The sequence below is a fragment of the Xanthomonas sacchari genome, assembly GCF_024266585.1.
GTDB classification, from domain to species: Bacteria; Pseudomonadota; Gammaproteobacteria; order Xanthomonadales; family Xanthomonadaceae; genus Xanthomonas_A; species Xanthomonas_A sacchari_C.
Window position 1 is genome coordinate 4114126 of record NZ_CP100647.1, and the last position, 21407, is coordinate 4135532.

18 protein-coding genes are annotated in these 21407 nt (G+C 70.0%); 11 read left to right on the top strand and 7 right to left on the bottom strand.

Features of this window, described 5'->3' with window-relative positions:
• Window positions 1-376: 376 nt before the first annotated feature.
• Together NKJ47_RS17300 and NKJ47_RS17305 are read right to left on the bottom strand one after the other, a co-directional pair.
• Window positions 377-2683 (bottom strand): DUF1631 domain-containing protein, encoded by a 2307-nt coding sequence (locus tag NKJ47_RS17300; protein ID WP_254458991.1) that lies wholly within the window; start codon window positions 2681-2683, stop codon window positions 377-379.
• 223 nt (window positions 2684-2906) lie between these two features.
• Window positions 2907-5138 carry a DUF1631 family protein gene (locus tag NKJ47_RS17305; protein WP_254458992.1) on the bottom strand — a complete coding sequence of 744 codons (2232 nt, stop codon included), beginning with the start codon at window positions 5136-5138 and terminating at the stop codon, window positions 2907-2909.
• A 155-nt stretch (window positions 5139-5293) separates the two neighbouring features.
• Between NKJ47_RS17305 and NKJ47_RS17310 the strand changes: the two genes are divergently transcribed.
• From NKJ47_RS17310 to NKJ47_RS17330, 5 genes are all read left to right on the top strand, one after another.
• A complete protein-coding gene (locus NKJ47_RS17310; protein WP_254458993.1) occupies window positions 5294-5869 on the top strand; it encodes a nitroreductase family protein in 576 nt (191 codons plus the stop codon).
• Complete coding sequence (locus NKJ47_RS17315; RefSeq protein ID WP_254458994.1) at window positions 5866-6789, top strand: 5'-3' exonuclease; 924 nt, start codon at window positions 5866-5868, stop codon at window positions 6787-6789. The genes NKJ47_RS17310 and NKJ47_RS17315 overlap by 4 nt, the downstream gene beginning before the upstream one ends.
• A 241-nt stretch (window positions 6790-7030) precedes the next feature.
• Window positions 7031-7582 carry an NUDIX hydrolase gene (locus tag NKJ47_RS17320; protein WP_254458995.1) on the top strand — a complete coding sequence of 184 codons (552 nt, stop codon included), beginning with the start codon at window positions 7031-7033 and terminating at the stop codon, window positions 7580-7582.
• The gene (locus NKJ47_RS17325) at window positions 7575-8372 is read left to right on the top strand and encodes an N-formylglutamate amidohydrolase (RefSeq protein WP_254458996.1); all 798 of its coding nucleotides are present in this window, start codon (window positions 7575-7577) and stop codon (window positions 8370-8372) included. The genes NKJ47_RS17320 and NKJ47_RS17325 overlap by 8 nt, the downstream gene beginning before the upstream one ends.
• 247 nt (window positions 8373-8619) lie before the next feature.
• Window positions 8620-9498 (top strand): transglutaminase family protein, encoded by an 879-nt coding sequence (locus NKJ47_RS17330; RefSeq protein WP_254458997.1) that lies wholly within the window; start codon window positions 8620-8622, stop codon window positions 9496-9498.
• A gap of 63 nt (window positions 9499-9561) precedes the next feature.
• Here the strand turns inward: NKJ47_RS17330 and pip are convergent, their stop codons facing one another.
• The 5 genes from pip to prmC form a co-directional block, all read right to left on the bottom strand.
• Window positions 9562-10503, bottom strand: a complete 942-nt coding sequence (pip, locus tag NKJ47_RS17335) for a prolyl aminopeptidase (RefSeq protein WP_254458998.1) — start codon at window positions 10501-10503, stop codon at window positions 9562-9564.
• 121 nt (window positions 10504-10624) lie between these two features.
• Window positions 10625-13003: a lipase family protein gene (locus NKJ47_RS17340; RefSeq protein ID WP_254458999.1), complete on the bottom strand. Its 2379-nt coding sequence runs from the start codon at window positions 13001-13003 to the stop codon at window positions 10625-10627.
• Window positions 13000-13857, bottom strand: a complete 858-nt coding sequence (locus NKJ47_RS17345; RefSeq protein WP_254459000.1) for a hypothetical protein — start codon at window positions 13855-13857, stop codon at window positions 13000-13002. The genes NKJ47_RS17340 and NKJ47_RS17345 overlap by 4 nt, the downstream gene beginning before the upstream one ends.
• Window positions 13854-14183 carry a hypothetical protein gene (locus NKJ47_RS17350; RefSeq protein ID WP_254459001.1) on the bottom strand — a complete coding sequence of 110 codons (330 nt, stop codon included), beginning with the start codon at window positions 14181-14183 and terminating at the stop codon, window positions 13854-13856. The genes NKJ47_RS17345 and NKJ47_RS17350 overlap by 4 nt, the downstream gene beginning before the upstream one ends.
• 271 nt (window positions 14184-14454) lie before the next feature.
• The gene (prmC, locus tag NKJ47_RS17355; RefSeq protein ID WP_254459002.1) at window positions 14455-15288 is read right to left on the bottom strand and encodes a peptide chain release factor N(5)-glutamine methyltransferase; all 834 of its coding nucleotides are present in this window, start codon (window positions 15286-15288) and stop codon (window positions 14455-14457) included.
• A gap of 238 nt (window positions 15289-15526) precedes the next feature.
• Here prmC and ahpC point away from each other — a divergent pair, with 238 nt between their 5' ends.
• The 6 genes from ahpC to NKJ47_RS17385 all read left to right on the top strand — a co-directional run bounded on the left by ahpC (window position 15527) and on the right by NKJ47_RS17385 (window position 21377).
• On the top strand, window positions 15527-16093 hold the full coding sequence (gene ahpC / locus NKJ47_RS17360; protein WP_010341941.1) for an alkyl hydroperoxide reductase subunit C: 567 nt from the start codon (window positions 15527-15529) through the stop codon (window positions 16091-16093).
• A gap of 163 nt (window positions 16094-16256) precedes the next feature.
• On the top strand, window positions 16257-17849 hold the full coding sequence (gene ahpF, locus NKJ47_RS17365; RefSeq protein ID WP_254459003.1) for an alkyl hydroperoxide reductase subunit F: 1593 nt from the start codon (window positions 16257-16259) through the stop codon (window positions 17847-17849).
• A gap of 154 nt (window positions 17850-18003) precedes the next feature.
• Window positions 18004-18957, top strand: coding sequence for a LysR substrate-binding domain-containing protein (locus NKJ47_RS17370; RefSeq protein ID WP_254459004.1), 954 nt, complete (start codon window positions 18004-18006; stop codon window positions 18955-18957).
• A gap of 113 nt (window positions 18958-19070) precedes the next feature.
• Window positions 19071-19502 (top strand): nucleoside diphosphate kinase regulator, encoded by a 432-nt coding sequence (gene rnk, locus NKJ47_RS17375; RefSeq protein ID WP_254459005.1) that lies wholly within the window; start codon window positions 19071-19073, stop codon window positions 19500-19502.
• A gap of 46 nt (window positions 19503-19548) precedes the next feature.
• A complete protein-coding gene (tal, locus tag NKJ47_RS17380) occupies window positions 19549-20517 on the top strand; it encodes a transaldolase (protein WP_254459006.1) in 969 nt (322 codons plus the stop codon).
• A 290-nt stretch (window positions 20518-20807) separates the two neighbouring features.
• Window positions 20808-21377 carry a type 1 glutamine amidotransferase family protein gene (locus tag NKJ47_RS17385; protein WP_254459007.1) on the top strand — a complete coding sequence of 190 codons (570 nt, stop codon included), beginning with the start codon at window positions 20808-20810 and terminating at the stop codon, window positions 21375-21377.
• The last annotated feature ends 30 nt before the right edge of the window (window positions 21378-21407 follow it).

The following is a 21407-nucleotide window of genomic DNA, read 5'->3' on the forward strand; positions in this document are numbered from 1 at the left end:
GATTCCCCGTGCCTTGCCCGTCGTCCGCGCCGATCCTACAGCGTCCGCACGCCAGGTGGAGGCTGGACGCCCGCCAGGCGGGCGTCGGCGACCGGGCGTGCCGGGGATGCGAACGCGATCGCGCCCGCCGCGCTCCATGTCGTCGGTGCGGGCACGGTTCTCCCGACCCAGACGCTCGGCCGAGCCGGGAAGGCCGTGGCGTGCCAGGAAACGCCCAACGCCGAAATGCGACTCCCAACGCGGCATCACGGTAGGAGCGGCTTCAGCCGCGACCGGTTTTTACCGGTAACGCCTCGTCGCGGCTGAAGCCGCTGCGGGCAGCGCTCCGTCACGTAAGAGGTGGCGGCAGCGATCGTCCGCACCGCCACAGCAGACCTCAGTGCAGAGTCGCGCTGTGCGGATCCAGGCGGTCGATGACGCCCTGCATGGCGCTGTCGAAGGCGCCGTCATCGACGTGCGCGCGCAGCCGGCCCAGCCGCACCATCACCGCCAGTTCTTCCGGCGAGGCCACGCAGAAGCGCGCGCCGCGCCGGTTGACGAACAGCAGCCGCGACGAGATCGGGCTCACCCACGACAGCTTGCCGGCCTGCACCTTGCCGTCGCGGTCGACGAAGTCCAGCCAGGTGCCGATGGTCATCGCGCGGAAGCGGTCGGCATCGGCGTTGTCGAAATCGTCCATGGTCTGCGGCGGCGCCACCTCCACCGGCTGCGCCTCCTGCACCGGCGGCTGCGGCAGCGCCACCTGCGGCAGTTCCGGCAGCGGCCGCTCCAGTTCCGGGCGCAGTTCGGCCACCGCCTGCAGCGTGTCGTGCAGCGCATCGATCGCCGCCGCGGCCGCCTCGGCATGCAGGCCGACGCTGGCGAAGACCCGCTGCAGCGCCCCCTGCCAGGCCTGCAGCCAGGGCTTGCCGACGATATGCCGCTGCGCCTCGGCGGCTTCCTCGAGCAGGCCGTCGGCCAGCGCCAGCGCATCGCGCACGCCGGGGCCGCCCTCGCCTTCGCGCAGCATCGCCATGGTCAGGTGGTGCTGCCACGGCTGGCGCAGGAAATCCTGCAGCGCCTGCGGCAATTGCCGGCCCTGCAGGCGCACCTGCAGTTCGGCCTCGGCACGCTGCCGCGCCAGTTCCAGCTTCTCCTGGCCGCGCTGGGTCTCGGCGGCGCGGCGCTCGGCGATCTCGATGCGACGGCGGTGCTGCATCAGGAAATCGCGGAATTCCTCTTCCAGGGTCAGGAAGATCGCCAGGTTCTCGTTGAACTCGGCCACCAGCCGGTCGATGACTTCCTCGACCTTGCCCATCAGCACGCGCTCGGCCTGGCTCTCGCCGGTGTTGCCCTCGCAGGCCTCGGACAGGGAGTTGAGCAGGCGCCGCGCCGGATGGGTCTTCTGCACGAACATGCGCCGGTCCAGCAGCGCGACCTTGACGAACGGCACCACCAGCCGGCCGATCAGTTCGCGCGAGCGGCCTTCCAGGTCGCGCTCGTCGAGCATCACGTCGAACAGCATGCCGACCAGGTCGATCGCGTCCTCGTCGACCGGGTCCAGCCGCGCGTGCGCCGGGTCCACGCCGAACTGGGTGGCGTTGGACAACACCTCGCTCTTGAGCCGCTGCGCCAGCGACTCGCTGTCGTCGCCGATCGCCGCGCGCAGCGTGGCGCTGGGCGTGGCCTGCAGCAGCGACAGCACCGACATCATCTCGCGCTGGCTCAGCGGCCGTTGCTGGCCGACGGCCGTGGTCGCCGCGGACGTCGCGCTCTCGCGCGCGTTGCGGGTCTGCTGCAGCAGTTCGTGCAGGGCCTCCAGCAACACGCCCTGGCTGCCGCCGGGCAGGTGCGCCTCGTCGCCGTCGTAGCGCTCGCCGGCCTGCAGGCTGCCGCGGCGCTCGGCCCAGCGGTTGACGAAGCGGTTGGCCCAGGCCGGCGCATAGTGTTCCTCGTCCTCGCCCAGCTCGGCGCCGAGGCCGGCCTCGGCGGCCTCGCGTGGCGGCCGCTCCGGCGCCGGCGCGCGCCGTGGCGGCGGCGGTGGCCGCGGGCGCGAGATCTCGGGCATCACCCCGGCCCGGGCCAGGCTGTCGTCCAGGTCCTGATAGAGCTTGCCGACCCCGGCGGTGAAGTCGCGCTCGCACAGCTTGATCAGCACCAGCCGCACTTCCGGGGCCAGGTCGCTGGTGGAGAACGCCGCATGCACGGCCACGCCGATGTGTTCGGGGCCGATCGGATTTGTGTCGGCATCCAGCTCCAGGCCGCCGGCGATCCAGCCCAGGCGTCGGTCGATGCGGGTCAGCACCGGCTTCCATTCGCGCAGCAGCACGCTGGCCAGGTTGCGCACCGCCAGCCGCGATTCCAGTTCGTGTTCGGAGATCAGGCTCAGGCCCTGCCCATAGCCGGCCAGGGCGACTTCGGCCGACAGCGGCGCGCCGGCCTCCAGCGCCTCCCAGGCGGTGTGCAGCTGTGCGCGGAAGCGCGCGGCGATCTCGTCGCGGCGGCGCCGCAGTTCGCGCATGCCGTCCAGGAACAGCAGTTGCGACGCGCCGGCGCTCTCGGCGCGGTCGAACAGCACGTCGTCGAAGTGCGCCAGCGCCGAGGCGAAGGCGTGGCCCAGCACCGGCAGCATGCCCTCGCGCGCCTGCGTCAACAGGCGCGGGTCACGCGCCGGGTGTGCATGCGGGCTGGGGCTGAAACTCATGCGCGATGGCTCCGCGCCACGGACGGCGCCAGATAGGAGGAAGGTGGAAGACGATCGGACGCGGCCCCTGTTTCCGCTCCTGCATGGTAGGCAAGGTGTCTGAACACCGACCGTGATGGGCTACGCATTTCTCTCTCCGGAACGTGACCTCGTGCGGGATCGTAAGCTTGGACGGCGCTGCTGCGGCGGCCTGCGTCATGAAGACGCGCCCACCGGTTCAGGCTCAGGCCGCCGCCGCCACCCGTTCCAGGCGATCGACGGCGCCCTGCATGGCGCTGTAGAAGGCATCGTCGTCGCGATGCAGGCGCAACCGGTCCAGCCGCACCATCACCGCCAGCGCCTCGGCCGAGGCGACGCACAAGCGCCCGCCGCGGCGGCTGACGAACAACAGGCGCGCCGAGATCGGGCTCACCCAGGTCAGCTTGCCGGGCTGCACGCGGCCTTCGCGATCGACGAAATCCAACCAGGTCCCCAACGGCAGGGTGCGGAAGTAATCGGCGGTGATGTGGTCGAAATCGGTGGCCTGGGCCGGCTCCGGCAGCGCCGGCACGGTCTCGGCGGCGGGCGGCTCGGGCAGCTCCACGCTGGCCACGGGCAGCGCGGCCTGCGACGGCCGCGCGTGCGCCAGGTCGTCCAGCGCCGTGTGCAGGGAGTGCCAGGCGGCCTCGGCCGCCGCCGCGTCCAGGCCGACGCTGGTCCACAGCCGGGTCAGCTCGGCGCGCTGCGGCTGCAGCCAGCCCTCCAGCGGCGCCGCGCCGGACTGCGCCTGGCGGCATTGCGCCAGCACCGCCTCGCCCAGGGCCAGCGCCGCGGCGAGCGCATTGCCCTGGCCGTCGTCGCGCAGGGCCGACTGCTGCACGTACTGGCACCAGGACTGGCGCAGGAAGGCCTCGATCGGCGGCGGCAGGGTGAGGTCGTCGCCGGCCCGCTGCAGCAGGTCGTGCACGGCCTGCGCGGCGCGTTGCCGGGCGACCGTGCGGCGCTCCTCGGCGCGCTGCAGTTCGGCCGCGCGGCGCTCGGCGATCTCCACCCGGCGCCGGTACTGCTCGTAGGCGCTGCCGAACTCGGCCTCCAGTGCCAGGAACACCGCCAGGTGCTCGTCGAAATCGCGTACCACCCGTTCCACCGCCGCCTGCGCCTGCGCCAGCAGCGCCTGCTCCGGGCCGGTGCCGCCGGTATTGCCGTCACAGGCGTCGGCCAGCAGGTTGAGCAGGCGCCGCGCCGGATGCCCGTCGCGCACGAACAGGCGACCGTCGATCAAGGCCACCTTGGCCATCGGTACCAGCATCTGGCCCAGCAGGTCGCGCTGCGCCGGCTGCAGCACGCATTCCTCGAGCATCACGTCGAACAGCAGCCCGACCAGATCCAGCGTGTCCGCATCGGCCGGGTCCAGGCAGGTGCCCGCCGGATCCAGGCCGAGCGAGGCGCCGACGCTGGCGACCTGGCGGCGCAAGCCCTGCGCCAGCGGGGCGCCGTGCTCGCAAACGGCGGCGAATCCGGCCAGCGGCATGGTCTGCAGCAGCGACAGCACCGACAGCACTTCGCGTGGCGACAGGCAGCGTCGGCCGTCGCCCGGACCCATGGCCGGCTGTGCCTCGTGCAGCAGCGCGCGCAGCGCCGGCGGCAGCACCTCCTGCTCGTTGCGCGCGTGCGCGTCGAGCACGCGCGCCGCGCGGCGCTGCGCCGCCGACAGCGGCGCGGCGGTTTCCCAATGTTCGAAGAAACGGCTGATCCAGTCCGGCGCCACTTCGTCGTCGCCAGCGCCCAGGCGCGGGATGGCCCGGCGGCGTGGACGCCCGCTCGGCAGCGCACGGGCGCGCGCCACCTCGTCCAGGCGCTGCTCCAGTTGCGCGTACAGCTCGCCGACCCGCTCCTGCAGCTCCTGCTCGCAGATCTTGACGATCGCCAGTTGCACCTGCGGCGCCAGCACCAACCCGTACAGCGCCGCGTACACCGCCGCCCCCACATGCTCGGGGCCGAACGGATTGTTGTCGGCATCGATGCGCTGGCCGCCGGCGATGAAGCCGAGGTAACGATTCAGCCGCATCAGCTCCGGCCGCCAGCGGTGCTGGATCGCCCCCGCCAGGTTGCGCACCGCCAGGCGCACGTCCAGTTCCTGCTCCGAGACCAGGCTGAGGTCGCCGCGCTCGCGCGCCAGACTGCGCTCCACCGACAGCGGGCGGCCAGCCTCCAGCGCCTGCCAGGCCTGGGCCAGGTGCGCGCGGAAGCGTGCGGCGATCGGCTCGCGCTGCTGGCGCAGCAATTGGATCGCCTCGAAATAGTCGTTCTGGGTCGGCCCGGCACGCTCGGCCATGCGGAACAGCGCCTCGGCGAGCACGTCCAGCACCTCGCCGAACGCGCCGGCGAGCGGAACCGACACCACATCCCGGACCTGCTCGAGCAGATCCGCGTTGCGGCTGGGCGACAACTCTTCAGCGTATTCAGCAAGGGTCATGGCGATGTGATACGCAGTGAACAGTGAGACCGATGTCAATTCGGAAGCTAGCGGCAGATCAACAACACAACGTGATTGTCCGTGTCACCGCGGCATCCCCTGCCGCCTGCGAGTGCCCGACTATAATTCCGCGCCCGCCCCACGGAATCGAGACTATGCGCACAATTCATTCGCTGCAAGCGCTGGATGCGCGCCGTTCGGTGCCCTCCAAGCAACTCGGCGAGCCAGGACCGGACACGGACACGCTGCTGGCCATGTTGCAGGCGGCGGTTCGTGTTCCCGATCACGGAAAGCTGGTGCCGTTCCGCTTCCTGCGCATCGCCGGTCCGGCGCGCCTGGCACTGGGCGACATCCTCGCCGCGCGCACCTTGCAGCGCGATCCGGGCGCGGCGCCGGCGGCGGTGGAAAAGGACCGCGAACGCTTCGCCCATGCGCCGGTGGTGATCGCGGTGATCGCCTGCCTGCAGCGTGAGCACAAGGTGCCGGAAATCGAACAGTGGCTGACCGCCGGTTCGGTGTGCTTCGCACTGCTGCAGGCGGCGCAGGCCTACGGCTTCGGCGCGCAATGGCTGACCGGCTGGATGGCGTACGACGAAACCGTAACCGCGCGGCTGGGCCTGGCCGAGCACGAGCACGTCGCCGGCTTCATCCACATCGGCACCGCCCGCATCGACGCCCCGGAACGCGAGCGCCCGGATCCGCGCGCGCTGCTCAGCGACTGGACGCCGTGAACGCAGCGCTGCCCGTGTCGCGGCCGCTGTACCTGGTCGACGCCAGCCTGTACGTGTTCCGCGCCTGGCATTCGATTCCCGACGAGTTCCAGGACGCGCAGGGCTGGCCGACCAACGCGGTGCACGGCTTCGCCCGCTTCCTGCTCGACCTGCTCGAGCGCGAACGCCCGCAGCACATCGTGATCGCCTTCGACGAAGCGCTGGACAGCTGCTTCCGGCATCGCCTGTACGCCGCCTACAAGGCCAACCGCGCGCCGGCGCCGGACGCGCTGCGCCGCCAGTTCGCGCACTGCAAGGCGCTGTGCGCGGCCTTGGGCCTGGGCGTGCTGGCGCACCACGACTACGAGGCCGACGACCTGATCGGCAGCGCCCTGCACCGCGCCCGCGGCAATGGCTTCCACGGCGTGATCGTCTCCGCCGACAAGGACCTGTCGCAATTGCTGCTGGAGTTCGACGAACAGTGGGACTACGGCCGCGGCCAGCGCTGGGGCGCGGCCGGGGTCAAGGCGCGGCACGGCGTGCACGCGCACCAGATCGCCGACTACCTGGCGCTGACCGGCGATGCGATCGACAACATTCCCGGCGTCACCGGCATCGGCGCCAAGTCGGCGGCGATCCTGCTGGCGCATTTCGGCGACCTGGACACGCTGCTGGCGCGGGTCGACGAAGTGGCGTTCCTGCGCCTGCGCGGCGCCGCGCAGATGGCCGTGCGCCTGCGCGAGCAGCGCGAGCACGCGCTGCTGTGGCGGCAACTGACCACCATCGCCCTGGACGCGCCGCTGCACGCCGCCAGCGCGGATTTCGCCCGCGGCGCGGCCGACGCCGGCATGCTGCAGGGCCTGTGCGAGGCGCTGCGCTTCGGGCCGCTGACCCGGCGCCGGCTGCTGCAGGCGGCCGGCCTGGAAGTGGCGGCCGGCTGAGGGCCGCCTCGCCGCACGCCGGCGAGGCCGTCGGCCCGGAGCGGGCGTGCCTGGCAAGCGGAGAGGCGGCGACCGTGCCCGGCGCCGTCCTGGCCGGCGCCAAGCGAACCGCGCGGCGCCAGCCAACCCACAGGCCGCTTGGCGCACATCAAATCGCCATCGCACGTTCTACACTGCACCGCATCGCCGGACCGCGCCGCGCGCGACCGCGCCTTCTTCCTCCGCCATCTGCGAGCCGCCCATGTCCCGCCACGATTCACCGCCCCGCATCGTCTACGAAGGCAAGTACCAGCGCATGGTCGTGCGCGGCACCTGGGAGTATTCCGAACGCGTGCATGCCGGTGGCCTGGCCGCGATCATCGTGGCGGTCACGCCGGACGACGAGGTGCTGTTCGTCGAACAGTTCCGCGTGCCGCTGCAGGCGCGCACCATCGAGATGCCGGCCGGGCTGGTCGGCGACATCGATGCCGGCGAGTCGATCGAGGCGTCGGCGGTGCGCGAACTGGAAGAGGAAACGGGCTGGACCGCCAACCACGCCGAGGTGCTGCTGATCGGCCCGACCTCGGCCGGCGCCAGCAACGAGCAGATCGCCTTCGTGCGCGCCAGCGGCCTGCGCAAGGTCGGCAACGGCGGCGGCGACGCCAGCGAGGACATCACCGTGCATTCGGTGCCGCGCACGCGCGCCGCCGCGTGGCTGGTGCAGAAGATGGGCGAAGGCTACGCGCTGGACGCCAAGCTGTGGGCCGGGCTGTGGATGATCGAACACCAGCTCGACGGCACCCCGCGTGGCTGAGGCGCCCCTTTCCGATTTGCCGCCGCTGCTGGGCGCGGACGACCCGGCGGTGTTCGGCATCCACCGCGCGCACGGCACCTCGCCGTTCGTGTTGCTGGCCGACCACGCCGGGCAGGCGGTGCCGCGCGCGCTGCACGGCCTCGGGCTGGCGCAGGCGGAACTGGATCGGCACATCGGCTGGGACATCGGCATCGCCGGCACCACCCGCGCGCTGTCCGCGCTGCTCGACGCCTGGGCGATCGAGCAGACCTATTCGCGGCTGCTGATCGACTGCAACCGCCCGCTGGCCTCGCCGACGCTGATTCCCGAGGTCAGCGACCGCACCGTGGTGCCGGGCAACGCCGGGCTGACGGCGGCGCAGCGGCAGCAGCGCATCGACGCCGTGCATGCGCCCTACCACGCGCGCATCGCCGCCGAACTGGACGCGCGCCGCGCCGCCGCGCGGCCTACCGTGCTGGTGATGATGCACAGCTTCACCCCGGCGCTGGACGGCGTGCCGCGGCCCTGGCATGCCGGCGTGCTGTATCACCGCGACACCCGCTTCGCCCACGCGCTGCTGCAGGCGCTGCGCGAGGAAGACGACCTGCTGGTCGGCGACAACGCGCCGTACGCGGTCAGCGACAGCAGCGACTACGCGGTGCCCGTGCACGGCGAAGGCCGCGGCCTGCCGCACGTGGAACTGGAGATCCGCCAGGACCTGATCGCCGACCCCGCCGGCCAGCAGGCCTGGGCGCAGCGCCTGGCGCGCATCTTCACCGCCCTGCAGCCGCAGTTGCTGGCGCTGGGGTGAGGACGGCACGCCGGCTCGGGCCGGCGTCGGCAGCGGCATCCACGCAACCGACGTGGGCGCGTGCGCCTGTTGCAGACGCAGACCCGAGCGCCGCGCTGGCCGCGCAGCAGGCCTGGCCCCACACCGCTCAGCATGCGCTGCTGAAGCGAAGGCGGGGCGTCTTCACGCCAAGCTGAGTGCGGACTGCGCACCCTCGGGGCTGGACCGGTCCGCGCCGGACGCCCCTGCCCCCCGCATCGGACCCCTCATGCTCATCCGCCTCGGTTACGAGATCCGCTACCGTTTCGCGCATCCCACGCCGATGCTGGCGATGCTCGACCTTCACGACAGCCGCCACGACGACATCGTCGTTGCCACCGACTTGCACAGCGAGCCGGCGGTGCCGTTGCGCACCTATCGCGACGGCTTCGGCAACCGCTGCACGCGCCTGCAAGCGCCGGCCGGCACGCTGACCCTGCGTGCCGATGCGGTGGTGCGCGACAGCGGACTGCCGGACCAGTACCGCTACGACGCGGTGCAGACGCCGGTGGAGCAGTTGCCCGACGACACCCTGGTGTACCTGCTCGGCAGCCGCTACTGCGAGACCGACCTGCTCAGCGGCATGGCCTGGGAACTGTTCGGCGGCACACCGACCGGCTGGGCGCGGGTACAGGCGATCTGCGACTACGTGCATACCCGGATCACCTTCGGCTACGCCCACGCCCGCGCGACCAAGAGCGCGGCGCAGGCGCTGCAGGAAGGGCGCGGGGTGTGCCGCGACTTCGCGCATGCGGCCATCGCATTGTGCCGCTGCATGAACATCCCGGCGCGCTACTGCACCGGCTACCTCGGCGACATCGGCGTGCCCGCCTCGCCCGCACCGATGGATTTTTCCGGCTGGTTCGAGGCCTTCCTCGACGGGCGCTGGTATACCTTCGATGCGCGCCACAACCTGCCGCGTATCGGCCGGGTGCTGATCGCGCGTGGCCGCGACGCCGCCGACGTGGCGATCAGCACCACCTTCGGCGACAACGTCCTGGAATCGTTCGTGGTGTGGACCGAGGAGACCACGCAGGCGCAGCTCGACGCGCGACCCGCATCGCCAGCGGCGGCCGGATGCGAGCCCGGCAACGCGCTGGCCTGCTGAGCCGGAGGCCGGACGCGCCGCGCGCCGCCGCTCGATGAACGTGCGGCGCAGACGCGCGCGGACTCAGGCGAAGGCGTCGGTGGCGCGCACCAGCGCGTCGACGTTCTCGGCCTCGAACGCGGAATGGCCCGACGCCGGCGTGATCTGCAGCGTCGCCTTCGGCCAGGCCTTGGCCAGGTCCCAGGCATTGGCCAGCGGGCAGACCACGTCGTAGCGGCCGTGCACGATCACCCCGGGGATGTCGGCGATGCGGTGCGCGTCGCGCAGCAACTGGTCCTCGACCTCGAAGAAGCCGCCGTTGACGAAGTAGTGGTTCTCGATGCGGGCGAAGGCCAGCGCGAAGTGCGGATCCTCGTGGCTGTCGACGAAATCGGTGTCCACGTGCAGGAAGCTGGTCGCGCCTTCCCACACGCTCCAGGCCTTGGCCGCGGCCAGGCGGGTGGCCTCGTCGTCGCTGGTCAGGCGCCGGTGGAACGCGGAGATCAGGTCGGCGCGCTCCACCGGCGGGATCGCCGCGATGTAGTGTTCCCATGCATCCGGGAACAGGCGGCTGGCACCTTCCTGGTAAAACCACTCCAGTTCCCAGCGGCGCAGCATGAAGATGCCGCGCAGCACCAGTTCGGTGACGCGCTCCGGGTGCGTCTGCGCGTAGGCCAGCGCCAGGGTCGAGCCCCAACTGCCGCCGAACACCTGCCAGCGCTCGATGCCCAGGTGCGTGCGCAGCCGCTCGATGTCGGCGACCAGGTCCCAGGTGGTGTTGTCGACCAGGTCGGCATGCGGCGTGGAGCGGCCGGAACCGCGCTGATCGAACAGCACGATGCGGTACTTGGCCGGGTCGTGGAAGCGGCGCATCTTCGCGTTGCAGCCGCCGCCCGGGCCGCCATGCAGCAGCACCACCGGCTTGCCGTGCGGGTTGCCGCACTGTTCGTAGGACAGGGTATGCCGTGCGTCCACCGGCAACATGCCGCTGTCGAAGGGCTCGATCTCGGGATACAGCGTGCGCATGGCGCCTCCTGCGGGGGAAACCGCGATTCTACCCATGCGCGCCACAACAGAGCGGCGCCGGCCAGCAACGCCGACCGCGAACGGACCGGGCACCACGCCGATCGGCCCAACGGAGTCGGGATCAACCGAGGACCGGCGCGCCTCTGCCGCCAGGGGCTTCTTGCGACCGCTGCTGCGCCTCCATGGCCAAGTGCCGCTCGCGCTGCTGGTTGAACGCCTGCGTCTGCTGCACCGTCTCGTGCATCGGTGCGGCCGCCTGCGCCACGTCCGTGGCGGCGCGGAACCCCGGCGTGGTACCGGACACCCACAGCGTGTTGCCGGCCATCTGCACCCGGTCGATCTTGTCCGCGCCGGCGATGCCGGCCTGCTTGGCGCCGAGCATCGCCTGCGCGACGTGCGCATCGTCGATACGCGCAGGCACGTCCTTGCGGATGCGCGCGAACATGGCCTGATCCGACGCAGGCAGCGCACCCAGGTTCTGCATGCGCTCGGCGGCGTGTCCGGCCGATGGTGACGAATGGGCTCCGGAAGCAGGCGTCGTCGCCGCGCCATGCGGATGCGTCGCGGCAGGCGCCTGGGGGTGCGGCTGCGCGGGCGCAGGGGCCGGCGCGCTGCGCTGGAACCACTGCCCAGGATGGGTCAGCGTGTCGTAGGCCTGGCCCGCCGCGTGCTTGGCCGCATCGATCCCCTGCGCGGCGGTCTGTCTTGCGGTTTCGTACGCCTGCGTGCCGACCCGCGCGGCGCTGTCGGCTGCCTGCGAGACTGCTTGCCTGGACGCGTCGTAGGCCTGGCTGGCGGCATGTTCGGCCCGCCCCACGCCGTCGGCGACCGCGTGCTTCGCCGCGTCGTAGGTCCTGGTGGCCGCGCGCCCAGCTTGCTCCATGCCTTCGGTCACCGCGTGCCTGGTCGCGTTGTAGGTTTGCGTGGCGGCGCGCTCAACGTGCTCCGCGCCCTCGGTCACCGTGTGCTTCGCCGCGGCGTAGGTCTGGGCGGCGGCGTGCCCCACCTGCTCCGCGCCTTCCGTCACCACGTGCTTGGTCGCGGCGTAGGTTTGCGTCACCGCACGTTCGGCCCGATCGACCCCATCGGAAACCGCCTGCTTGCCGAGCTGATATGTCTGCGTGGCGGTTTGCGCCGCGACCCGCGCACCGTCGTAGGCATCGACGATGTGATTGGCGACGTTGGCCACGCGCGCGTGCAAGCGAGGATCATGGATCCGCTGCACCACCGCTTCGGCCGCCGCGTGCGCGCCTCGCTCCACCGCGCCTTTGGCCGATTCCAGCCCGCCACCCAGCAAACGCGCCGCCGCGTCCGTGCCCTGGCCGTGCAGACGGGCGGCTTCGCCCACCACATGCCCGGCCAGCGGCCCGACCGGGATGAAGGGTGCGGTAAAGCGTCCCCCCTCCCGCGCCACTAGTGCGATGCGCTCGTCCAGCGCCTGCACGTAGCGACCGCCGGCGCGCACGGCATCGGCGCCGTACTGCAAGCCGTCCGCGACCCCACGCACGGGCGCGCCACGCGCGATGTTGTCGCGAATGGTGGGATCGGCATTGAGAACGAGGTATTCGTCGAGTTGCCGTTGCAGATTCGGCGACAGCTGGCCCTGCCCATCGTTCCCGCGCATCTGCCGCAGCGACTCGGACAGTTCGGCGCGTGCGAGGTACACGTCGCGACCGAATCGGTCGATGGCGTCCTTGTTCGCTGCGTAGCGTTGTGTAGCTTCCTGGAAGCGTTGGGGTTGCAGGATGTTGTCCGGACTGTCGCTGCTGAAGTGCTGCTGGCCGCCATGGTCGCTCAGCCGCATCGCGATCAGCGCGTTGGGCGGCGCCGACCCAGGCGGCGCATCCAGATAGCGGCCGGCCCGCAGGCTCTGGATGTCCTCTTCGCTGGCCAGCGACACCACCTGGCCGACATGCGGACTGGCCGCGCTCACCACGTCGCCCGCCATGCGGTAGTTGGTGAGCTGGAAACCGGACTGCGGCGGGCCATCGATCATGTCCGCCGCGCCGAAACCGTTGTAGGTGGCGCCGCGCAGGCCATATTTGGCGGCCTCGAGTTGCGCCAATGCACCACCTAGGGAATGGCCGGCAGCGAATACCTGCGTCTTCGGGATACCCTGCGCAGCCGCTTTGGCGATCATCTGCGCGGTGAATGCATCGGCCGCGGACTTTTGCGCGTTGACGGTGTCTCGCACCATCTTTGCATCGACGGCGATGTCTTGCAGCGTGGTCAGCGCGTGGTCTGCTTTTTCTGCACCGTTTTTACCGGAAAACAAACCAGGATCGGTACCGCGATACGCGACAATGACGTTATGAGGCGACGCAACGCTTTGATACGCAGTTGCGTGAAAGCCGGTAGCCGGATCGGCGGCATAGCCAAAGATCTTGTAATCCTGGCCATTTAGAGAAACATACTTGTTACTGTCGCTCACATCACGTTGCGACCGATTGGCATACGAGTCATTACTCGCATCAGCCAGCGCCTGATCAATGGCCTTCATGACTTGACTTCCTTAACAGTGATCGTCACTGGGAAATAAGCATCAGGATCTTGAAGAACTTCGGGATCATCAGCATGGAACTCTAGCGCGCCATAGGGAACCAACGCAGGATCTCCGTAAGAGCTCTTTTTGAAGTAGCTTTTCCCGCCACCCTCGCGCAAGATTTTCTCCAACAACCCTCCCCAACCGAACTTCACTCCCTTACCAATCGCGCTAACGCCCACGCTCGTCACGTCCCAGTGGCAAACCCCGAGATTGAAATAATCCTCATCCAGCAAGGCGTCGCGATAAAAATAGCCCTTCCATGTGTGGTCATCCACCTGCACCATGGGAATATCAAGTCCAGTGTTGGGCACGTGCTGCTCGCCAATAACCGGAATCATCGGCACACACTTCTTATTGATGACGTCATACCCGATGTAAGCGCCCTTGAACGAATCCCAGAGTCCCGGCGCATGGGACGTCGCGATGATCTCGTAGCGCTTGACCGGATGCGGATTCAGATGCCCGGCCGCACCATCGTTGCCGATATCGATGTCGTTCGAACAACCGGCGGCGGTCGCGGCTAGAGGCATGATGGCGGCAGCGGCCAGGTGGTGCAGTTTCATCGAATCGTCCTCAGGGGGATAGGCCGCGGATACCGCGGCGGTGGGGGCTGGTGGCAATGGCAATATCGGCTTGCGCCAGGGTTCTATCGGCAATCCGCCACGCGGCAGCGCGCCGAGTCTGGCGTAGACCGCCGCATTGATGCTGCCCAGGTCGCGCAGGAGTTGCGCATCGTGAAGCGGGTCGCGCGTCGCGCGCGCGCGTGGACGATAGGGATTGTCGCTGTACCTATCCTTTTCATCGCTCATCGCGCCACCTCTCCTTTTGTCAAGACTCCACGTATCGCTTGCGATATTACTCTCCGGAAACCATGCCGCCATTGTTCATCGCGCAAGCAGTGCCGGCGAGATCGCGACCGACGGCTGCGACCTGGTTTCTCCAGATGAATCGCAGGCAGCGCCTGATGGCGCCATAGTGGATTGGCACCGCGCATCGTCCCTGAATAATTGGCGTACAAGCCGCCGGCAAAGGCATCGCGATAGAAATGCCCATTCCAGGCGTGGTTCTCCACGCGAACCATCGGAACTTCAAGCCCGGCATTAGGCACATTCTGTTCGCCAATGAACGGGATCATGGGCGCGCATTTCCTACCAGGCCTTTGCGGCACCCTGTGCCGGCCGCGACGGCGGCGGCAGCGAGAGAGCACAGGATCTTGGCACTGGATCTGCGCCGAGGTGTTGCGGCGGCGGCGCCCCATGAACCCTGCGGAGCCCCTCCATGCGTCTGCGGCACGGCAGGAGCGGGGAACACGCCAGGCGCATTCGAACGGCGACTGAGGGTGAACAGTGCGGGTCATCCATGTCCGGCATCGTTTACCCGCCGACTATACGCCAGGCGCCGGCGGGTCAGTCCAGCGGCTGACGCCCCAGCGTGACCCGATCCCGCGCTTCCAGATCCTGGTGGGTCGCCACCTCCAGGAAGCCGCTCGCCTCCAGCAGCGCGCGCACCGCCGGGCCCTGGTCCCAGCCGTGTTCCAGCAGCAGCCAGCCACCGGGCAGCAGATGCGCCGGCGCATCGGCGGCGATCCGGCGCAGATCGTCCAGGCCATCGGGGCCGGACGCCAGCGCGCTGGCCGGTTCGTAGCACAGGTCGCCCTGCTGCAGGTGTGGGTCGCCATCGGCGATGTACGGCGGGTTGCTGGCGATCAGGTCGAAGCGCTGTCCGGCCAGCGGCAGCAGCCAGGTCCCCTGGACGAAAGCGACGTTGCGAAGGCCGTGCGCCTGCGCGTTGGCCTCGGCCACCGCCAGCGCCGCCGCACTGAGGTCGGTGGCCAGCACCTGCGCCTGCGGGCGCTCGCCGGCCAGGGCCAGGGCGATGGCGCCGCTGCCGGTACCGAGGTCGGCGACGCGCCGGCCCGGCGCCCCATCCAGCCGCTCCAGCGCCAGTTCCACCAGCCGCTCGGTGTCCGCGCGCGGGATCAGCGTGGCCGGCCCGACCGCCAGATCCAGGGTCCAGAAGCCACGCCGGCCGGTCAGGTAGGCCACCGGCTCGCCCTGTGCACGCCGCGCCAGCAGCGCCTGGAACCCGCCCACTACGTCGTCGGGCAGCGACTCGCGGGCGTGCGCGAACAGCCAGGCGCGATCGCGTTGCAGGGCGTGCAGCAGCAGGGCCTCGGCATCGCCGCGCTCGACCTGGGTGCAGGCGGCGCGCAGCAGGGACTCGGGAGTGGGCGCATTCATCGCTGTCACGATGACGCAGCGAGCGCGGAAAAGCCAACGTGGTAGAAGGGACCGACGCCCACGCGCCCGTGGGCGGCCGCCGCCATCGCGCGGCAGTGCAGCAAAGAGCCAGGCTTGGGAAGTGATAGATGAAACCTATCTATTCAATTCCATCAATCGATTTGAGGCATCTATTGGCACCCCCTATCATGAGCCTCGTTCCATCCCCCGCCCCCTATTGCAACCACGAGGAAACTCCATGTCGTCTTTGATCAACACCCAGGTTCAGCCGTTCAAGGCCAATGCCTACCGCAACGGCGAATTCATCGAAGTCACCGACGCGGACCTGAAGGGCAAGTGGTCGGTGCTGATCTTCATGCCGGCCGCCTTCACCTTCAACTGCCCCACCGAAGTGGAAGACGCCGCCGAGCACTACGCCGAGTTCCAGAAGATCGGCGCCGAGGTCTACATCGTCACCACCGACACCCATTTCTCGCACAAGGTGTGGCACGAGACCTCGCCGGCGGTGGGCAAGGCCCAGTTCCCGCTGGTCGGCGACCCGACCCACCAGCTGACCCGCGCCTTCGGCGTGCACATCGAGGAAGAAGGGCTGGCCCTGCGCGGCACCTTCGTGATCAACCCGGAAGGCGTGATCAAGACCCTCGAGATCCACGACAACGCCATCGCCCGCGACGTCACCGAGACCCTGCGCAAGCTCAAGGCCGCGCAGTTCGTCGCCTCGCATCCGGGCGAGGTGTGCCCGGCCAAGTGGAAGGAGGGCGAGAAGACCCTGAAGCCGTCGCTGGACCTGGTCGGCAAGATCTAAGCCGCGCCTCGCTCCCATCTCCGCCTTGCGGCGGGGGTGGGGGTGAACCGCAGCCGGCATCGCGCGCCGGCGCCGGCTGCGGTTCATCCCTCCTCCCTTGTTCGCGGCGCACTGCCCTGGCAGTTCGCCTCCCCCTCGCTTTGCCCAACGTCAGGAGTCCGCCATGTTGGATGCCGATCTGAAAACCCAGTTGAAGGCCTACCTGGAGCGGGTCGTCCGGCCCATCCACATCACCGCGTCGGTGGACGATGGCGCCAAGTCGCGCGAGATGCTCGACCTGCTCGAGGACCTGGTGCTGCTGTCGGACCAGATCACCCTGGACGTGCACCGCGACAGCGGCGAGCGCGCGCCCTCGTTCGCGCTGAACAGCCCCGGCCACGACATCCACCTGCGCTTCGCCGGCCTGCCGATGGGCCACGAGTTCACCTCGCTGGTGCTGGCGCTGCTGCAGGTCGGCGGGCACCCGTCCAAGGCCACCGCCGAGCTGATCGAGCAGGTGCGCAACCTGCCGGGCGAGTACCGTTTCGAAACCTATTTCTCGCTGTCCTGCCAGAACTGCCCGGACGTGGTGCAGGCGCTGAACCTGGCCGCGGTGCTGAACCCGAACATCCAGCACGTGGCGATCGACGGCGCGCTGTTCCCGGACGAGGTCGAGGCGCGGCAGATCATGTCGGTGCCCACCGTCTACCTCAACGGCGAGGTGTTCGATCAGGGCCGCATGACCCTGGAGCAGATCGTGGCCAAGCTCGACACCGGCGCGGCCAAGCGCGACGCGGCGGCGATCGCGGCCAAGGCGCCGTTCGACGTGCTGGTGGTCGGCGGCGGCCCGGCCGGCGCGGCGGCGGCGATCTACGCCGCGCGCAAGGGCATCCGCACCGGCGTGGCGGCCGAGCGCTTCGGCGGCCAGGTGCTGGACACCATGGCGATCGAGAACTTCATCTCCGTGCAGGAAACCGAAGGCCCGAAGATGGCCGCGGCGCTGGAGCAGCACGTGCGCCAGTACGACGTGGACATCATGAACCTGCAGCGCGCCGAACAGCTGCTGCCGGCCGGGGCCGACGGGCTGGTCGAGGTCAGGCTGGCCAACGGCGCCTCGCTGAAGAGCCGGACCGTGATCCTGTCCACCGGCGCGCGCTGGCGGCAGATGAACGTGCCCGGCGAGGAGCAGTACCGCAACAAGGGCGTGGCCTACTGCCCGCACTGCGACGGCCCGCTGTTCAAGGGCAAGCGCGTGGCGGTGATCGGCGGCGGCAACTCCGGCGTGGAAGCGGCGATCGACCTGGCCGGCATCGTCAGCCACGTCACCCTGGTCGAGTTCGACAGCAAGCTGCGCGCCGACGACGTGCTGCAGCGCAAGCTGCGCAGCCTGCGCAACGTCGACATCCTGGTCAATGCGCAGAGCACCGAGGTGCTGGGCGACGGCCAGAAGGTCACCGGCCTGGTGTACAAGGACCGGGTCGGCGGCGACGTGCATCGCCTGAGCCTGGAAGGCATCTTCGTGCAGATCGGGCTGCTGCCGAACACCGAGTGGCTGCAGGGCGCGGTGGCGCTGTCGCCGCGCGGCGAGATCGTGGTCGACGACCGCGGCCAGACCTCGCTGCCGGGCGTGTTCGCCGCCGGCGACGCGACCACGGTGCCGTACAAGCAGATCATCATCGCCATGGGCGAAGGCTCCAAGGCGGCGCTGAGCGCGTTCGACCACCTGATCCGCCACAGCGCGCCGGTCGCCAGCGGCAGCGTCGCCGAAGCGGCCTGACCCGCGCCGCGTCCGGCGTGGCGACGCCGGCGCGGGACCAGGGCGTGCGGCCTCCACCGCGCACGCCCCATCTGTCTCGCCGCCACCTGCGTCACACGCTCTATGCTGTGACCCTGCGTCCCCTCTCCGCCGCTGCGTCCCGAGGAACCCGCCGATGAACCTGCGTGATCTGAAATATCTGGTGGCGCTGGCCGATCACAAGCATTTCGGGCGCGCCGCCGCGGCGTGCTTCGTCAGCCAGCCGACGCTGTCCACGCAGATCAAGAAGCTCGAGGACGAACTGGGCGTGCCGCTGGTCGAACGTGCCCCGCGCAAGGTCATGCTGACCCCGGCCGGGCGCGAGGCGGCCAGCCGCGCGCGCGGCATCGTCGCCGAGATCGAACAGATGAAGGAGGCGGCGCGGCGCAGCCAGGACCCGGAAGCCGGCACCGTGCGCCTGGGCATCTTCCCCACGCTCGGCCCGTATCTGCTGCCGCACGTGATCCCGCGCATCCGCGAGCGCTTCCCACAGCTGGAACTGCTGCTGATCGAAGAGAAGAGCGACGTGCTGCTGACCCGCCTGCGCGAGGGCCGGCTGGACGCGGCGCTGCTGGCGCTGCCGCTGCACGACGAGCAGTTGCACGCCGAATTCCTGTTCGAGGAACCGTTCGTGCTGGCGGTGCCCGAACAGCATCCGCTGGCGCGGCGGCCGACCCCGCTGACCATGGCGGAACTGCACGCGCAACGCCTGCTGCTGCTCGAGGACGGGCACTGCCTGCGCGACCAGGCGCTGGACGTGTGCCATCTGTCCGGCGCGCTGGAGAAGGCCGAGTTCCAGGCCACCAGCCTGGAGACGCTGCGGCAGATGGTCGCCGCCAACGTCGGCGTGACCCTGCTGCCGCTGCTGGCGGTGCAGCCGCCGGTGGCCAATCCGCCGAACCTGCGGCTGCTGCCGTTCGCGCCCGACGGCGGCCCGAGCCGGCGCATCGCCATGCTGTGGCGGCGCAGCTCGGCGATGGGCGCGTTCCTGCAGCAACTGGCGCACCTGTTCGGCGCGCTGCCCGAAGACCTGTTCACGCTGCCGGCGCAGGCACCGCTGCCGAGCCCGGCACCGCGCCAGGTGGCCTGAACGGGACCGCTGCGGCCGCGGCGTCGCATCGGCGCCGGCTTGCTTGCACAATGGCGACAGGGGGCGGCACGGTGCCGCCCCCGTTCGTTGTGTCATCCCACCGGAGCCTGTCCATGACCTCGCAACACCGCAGCGGCCTGCCGCCCTCGTTGATTGTCTCCAGCCGCGACCTGGCGCGCCTGGAAGCCCTGCTCGACACCCCTGCCTTGCACCAGCACCCGGCCGCGCTCGCGCTGGGCGCAGAACTCGACCGCGCCACCGTGATGGCGCCCGACCAGATTCCTCCCGGCATCGTCACCATGCACGCCCGCGTGGAGTGCGAAGACGAACTGCACGGCGAACGCCACCAGCTGACCCTGGTCTACCCGCACGAAGCCGATGCCGCGCATGCGCGCATCTCGGTGCTGGCCCCGGTCGGCAGCGCCCTGCTCGGCCTGGCCGTGGGCCAGTCCATCGACTGGCAGGCGCCCGGCGGACGCCCGCTGCGCCTGCGCGTGACCGCGGTGCAGCGCGCCGACGACGACAACGCGCGCGCAGCGCGTTAACGTGCGCGGCCCTATCCTTGTTTCCACTCGTTCCCGAGAGATACCGATGACCTCTTCCGCCCCCTCCAAGCTCGCCCAGTTGCGCGAGTTGTCCGTGGTCGTGGCCGATACCGGCGATTACGACGCGATCAAGCGGCTCAAGCCGGTGGACTGCACCACCAATCCGACCCTGGTGAAGAAGGCGCTGGACCTGCCGGTCTACGCCGACCTGATCGACGAGGCGCTGGCCTGGGCGCGCGGCCAGGACGGCGACCACGCCGCCCTGGTCGACGAGATCGCCGACCGCCTGACCATCGGCGTCGGCGCCAAGCTCAGCGCGCTGGTGCCCGGCCGCGTGTCCACCGAAGTGGACGCCGACCTGGCCCACGACACCGCCGCGACCATCGCCAAGGCGCACAAGTTCATCGCCATGTACGCCGAGCACGGCATCGCCAAGGACCGCATCCTGATCAAGGTCGCCGCGACCTGGGAAGGCATCGAGGCCGCGCGGCAGCTGCAGCAGGACGGCATCGACTGCAACCTGACCCTGATCTTCAACCGCACCCAGGCGCTGGCCTGCGCCGAGGCCGGGGTGTTCCTGATCTCGCCGTTCGTCGGCCGCATCCTCGACTGGTACGTGGCCCATGGCCAGACCCCGGCGAGCATCGACGAGGACCCGGGCGTGCAGTTCGTGCGCGGCGTCTACGACGAGTTCAAGCGTCGCGGTTCGCCGACCGTGGTGATGGGCGCCTCGTTCCGTTCCACCGCGCAGATCGAGGCGCTGGCCGGCTGCGACCGCCTGACCATCTCGCCGGACCTGCTGGAGAAGCTCGACGCCGACCATGGCCCGCTGCCGCGCAAGCTCTCGCCCGGCCAGGCCGACGGCGCCAAGGTGGAGCCGATCGACGCCAAGCGCTTCGCCGCCGACCTGGCGGCCGATCCGATGGCCACCGAGAAGCTGGCCGGCGGCATCGACACCTTCGCCAAGGACCTGCAGACGCTGCGCGACACGATCCGGCACAAGCTGATCGGCTGAGCGGCGCACGCCTTGCGGCACCCGGAGAGCGGCGGCGACGCCGCTCTTTTTTTGTGCGGGGAATCGGGAATCGGGATGGGGCGGGTGTCCGCCGCGCGGCCTGTTCGTCGCTCGGTCCGCTGGTGTCGATGCATGCCGCTGCGCGGCGCGACGTCGCGTCGCCAACGACACGGAACACTGCAAACAGGCGCAGGCGCAACGCACATCCTCCACGGCGCATTCAACACCGCCTTGGCGCGGCCGCAACTTTCGCCGGGCTATGCTGCGCACCCGAGTGCAGAGGCAAGGCAATGGCGACAATCGCAGTGGTGATGGTGGACGGCGTGGCGGACTGGGAAATCGGCACCATCCTGCCGGCGGCACGGGCCTGGTTCGGCGACACGCTGCAGATCGCCAGCATCGACGGCAAGCCGGTCACCTCGATCGGCGGACTGGACCTGCACCCCACCTATGCCCTGTCGGACCTGGCGCCGCTGGACGCCGACCTGTGGCTGCTGCCCGGCAGCGACCGTTGGCAGGCCGGCGAGATTCCCGGGCTGAGCGCGTTGCTGCAGCAGCGCCTGGACGCCGGCCGTGGCGTGGCGGCGATCTGCGGCGCGACCCTGGCGCTGGCCTACGCCGGCCTGCTCGATACCCGCGCGCACACCAGCAATTCCGAAGCCTTCCTGCGCGAGCATGCCAGCGTCTATGCCGGCAGCGCGCACTACCAGGAGCGCCGCGTGGTCAGCGCCGGCGGCCTGATCACCGCCCCCGGCACCAGCCCGGTCAGCTTCGCCGAGGAATGCCTGCGCCTGCTGCATCCCGAACGCGAGGAGCAGATCGCGCAGATGCGGCAGATGTTCGCGGCCGAGTTCGTGTAACGCGACCAGTGCCACCTGTCATGCAGACAG

Coding starts and splice junctions, on each gene's coding strand:
- NKJ47_RS17300 (WP_254458991.1), bottom strand. CDS start 2,683: ATGAGTTTCAGCCCCAGCCCGCATGCACACCCGGCGCGTGACCCGCGC.
- NKJ47_RS17305 (WP_254458992.1), bottom strand. CDS start 5,138: ATGACCCTTGCTGAATACGCTGAAGAGTTGTCGCCCAGCCGCAACGCG.
- NKJ47_RS17310 (WP_254458993.1), top strand. CDS start 5,294: ATGCGCACAATTCATTCGCTGCAAGCGCTGGATGCGCGCCGTTCGGTG.
- NKJ47_RS17320 (WP_254458995.1), top strand. CDS start 7,031: ATGTCCCGCCACGATTCACCGCCCCGCATCGTCTACGAAGGCAAGTAC.
- NKJ47_RS17330 (WP_254458997.1), top strand. CDS start 8,620: ATGCTCATCCGCCTCGGTTACGAGATCCGCTACCGTTTCGCGCATCCC.
- pip (WP_254458998.1), bottom strand. CDS start 10,503: ATGCGCACGCTGTATCCCGAGATCGAGCCCTTCGACAGCGGCATGTTG.
- NKJ47_RS17340 (WP_254458999.1), bottom strand. CDS start 13,003: ATGAAGGCCATTGATCAGGCGCTGGCTGATGCGAGTAATGACTCGTAT.
- NKJ47_RS17345 (WP_254459000.1), bottom strand. CDS start 13,857: ATGAGCGATGAAAAGGATAGGTACAGCGACAATCCCTATCGTCCACGC.
- NKJ47_RS17350 (WP_254459001.1), bottom strand. CDS start 14,183: ATGATCCCGTTCATTGGCGAACAGAATGTGCCTAATGCCGGGCTTGAA.
- prmC (WP_254459002.1), bottom strand. CDS start 15,288: ATGAATGCGCCCACTCCCGAGTCCCTGCTGCGCGCCGCCTGCACCCAG.
- ahpC (WP_010341941.1), top strand. CDS start 15,527: ATGTCGTCTTTGATCAACACCCAGGTTCAGCCGTTCAAGGCCAATGCC.
- ahpF (WP_254459003.1), top strand. CDS start 16,257: ATGTTGGATGCCGATCTGAAAACCCAGTTGAAGGCCTACCTGGAGCGG.
- NKJ47_RS17370 (WP_254459004.1), top strand. CDS start 18,004: ATGAACCTGCGTGATCTGAAATATCTGGTGGCGCTGGCCGATCACAAG.
- rnk (WP_254459005.1), top strand. CDS start 19,071: ATGACCTCGCAACACCGCAGCGGCCTGCCGCCCTCGTTGATTGTCTCC.
- tal (WP_254459006.1), top strand. CDS start 19,549: ATGACCTCTTCCGCCCCCTCCAAGCTCGCCCAGTTGCGCGAGTTGTCC.
- NKJ47_RS17385 (WP_254459007.1), top strand. CDS start 20,808: ATGGCGACAATCGCAGTGGTGATGGTGGACGGCGTGGCGGACTGGGAA.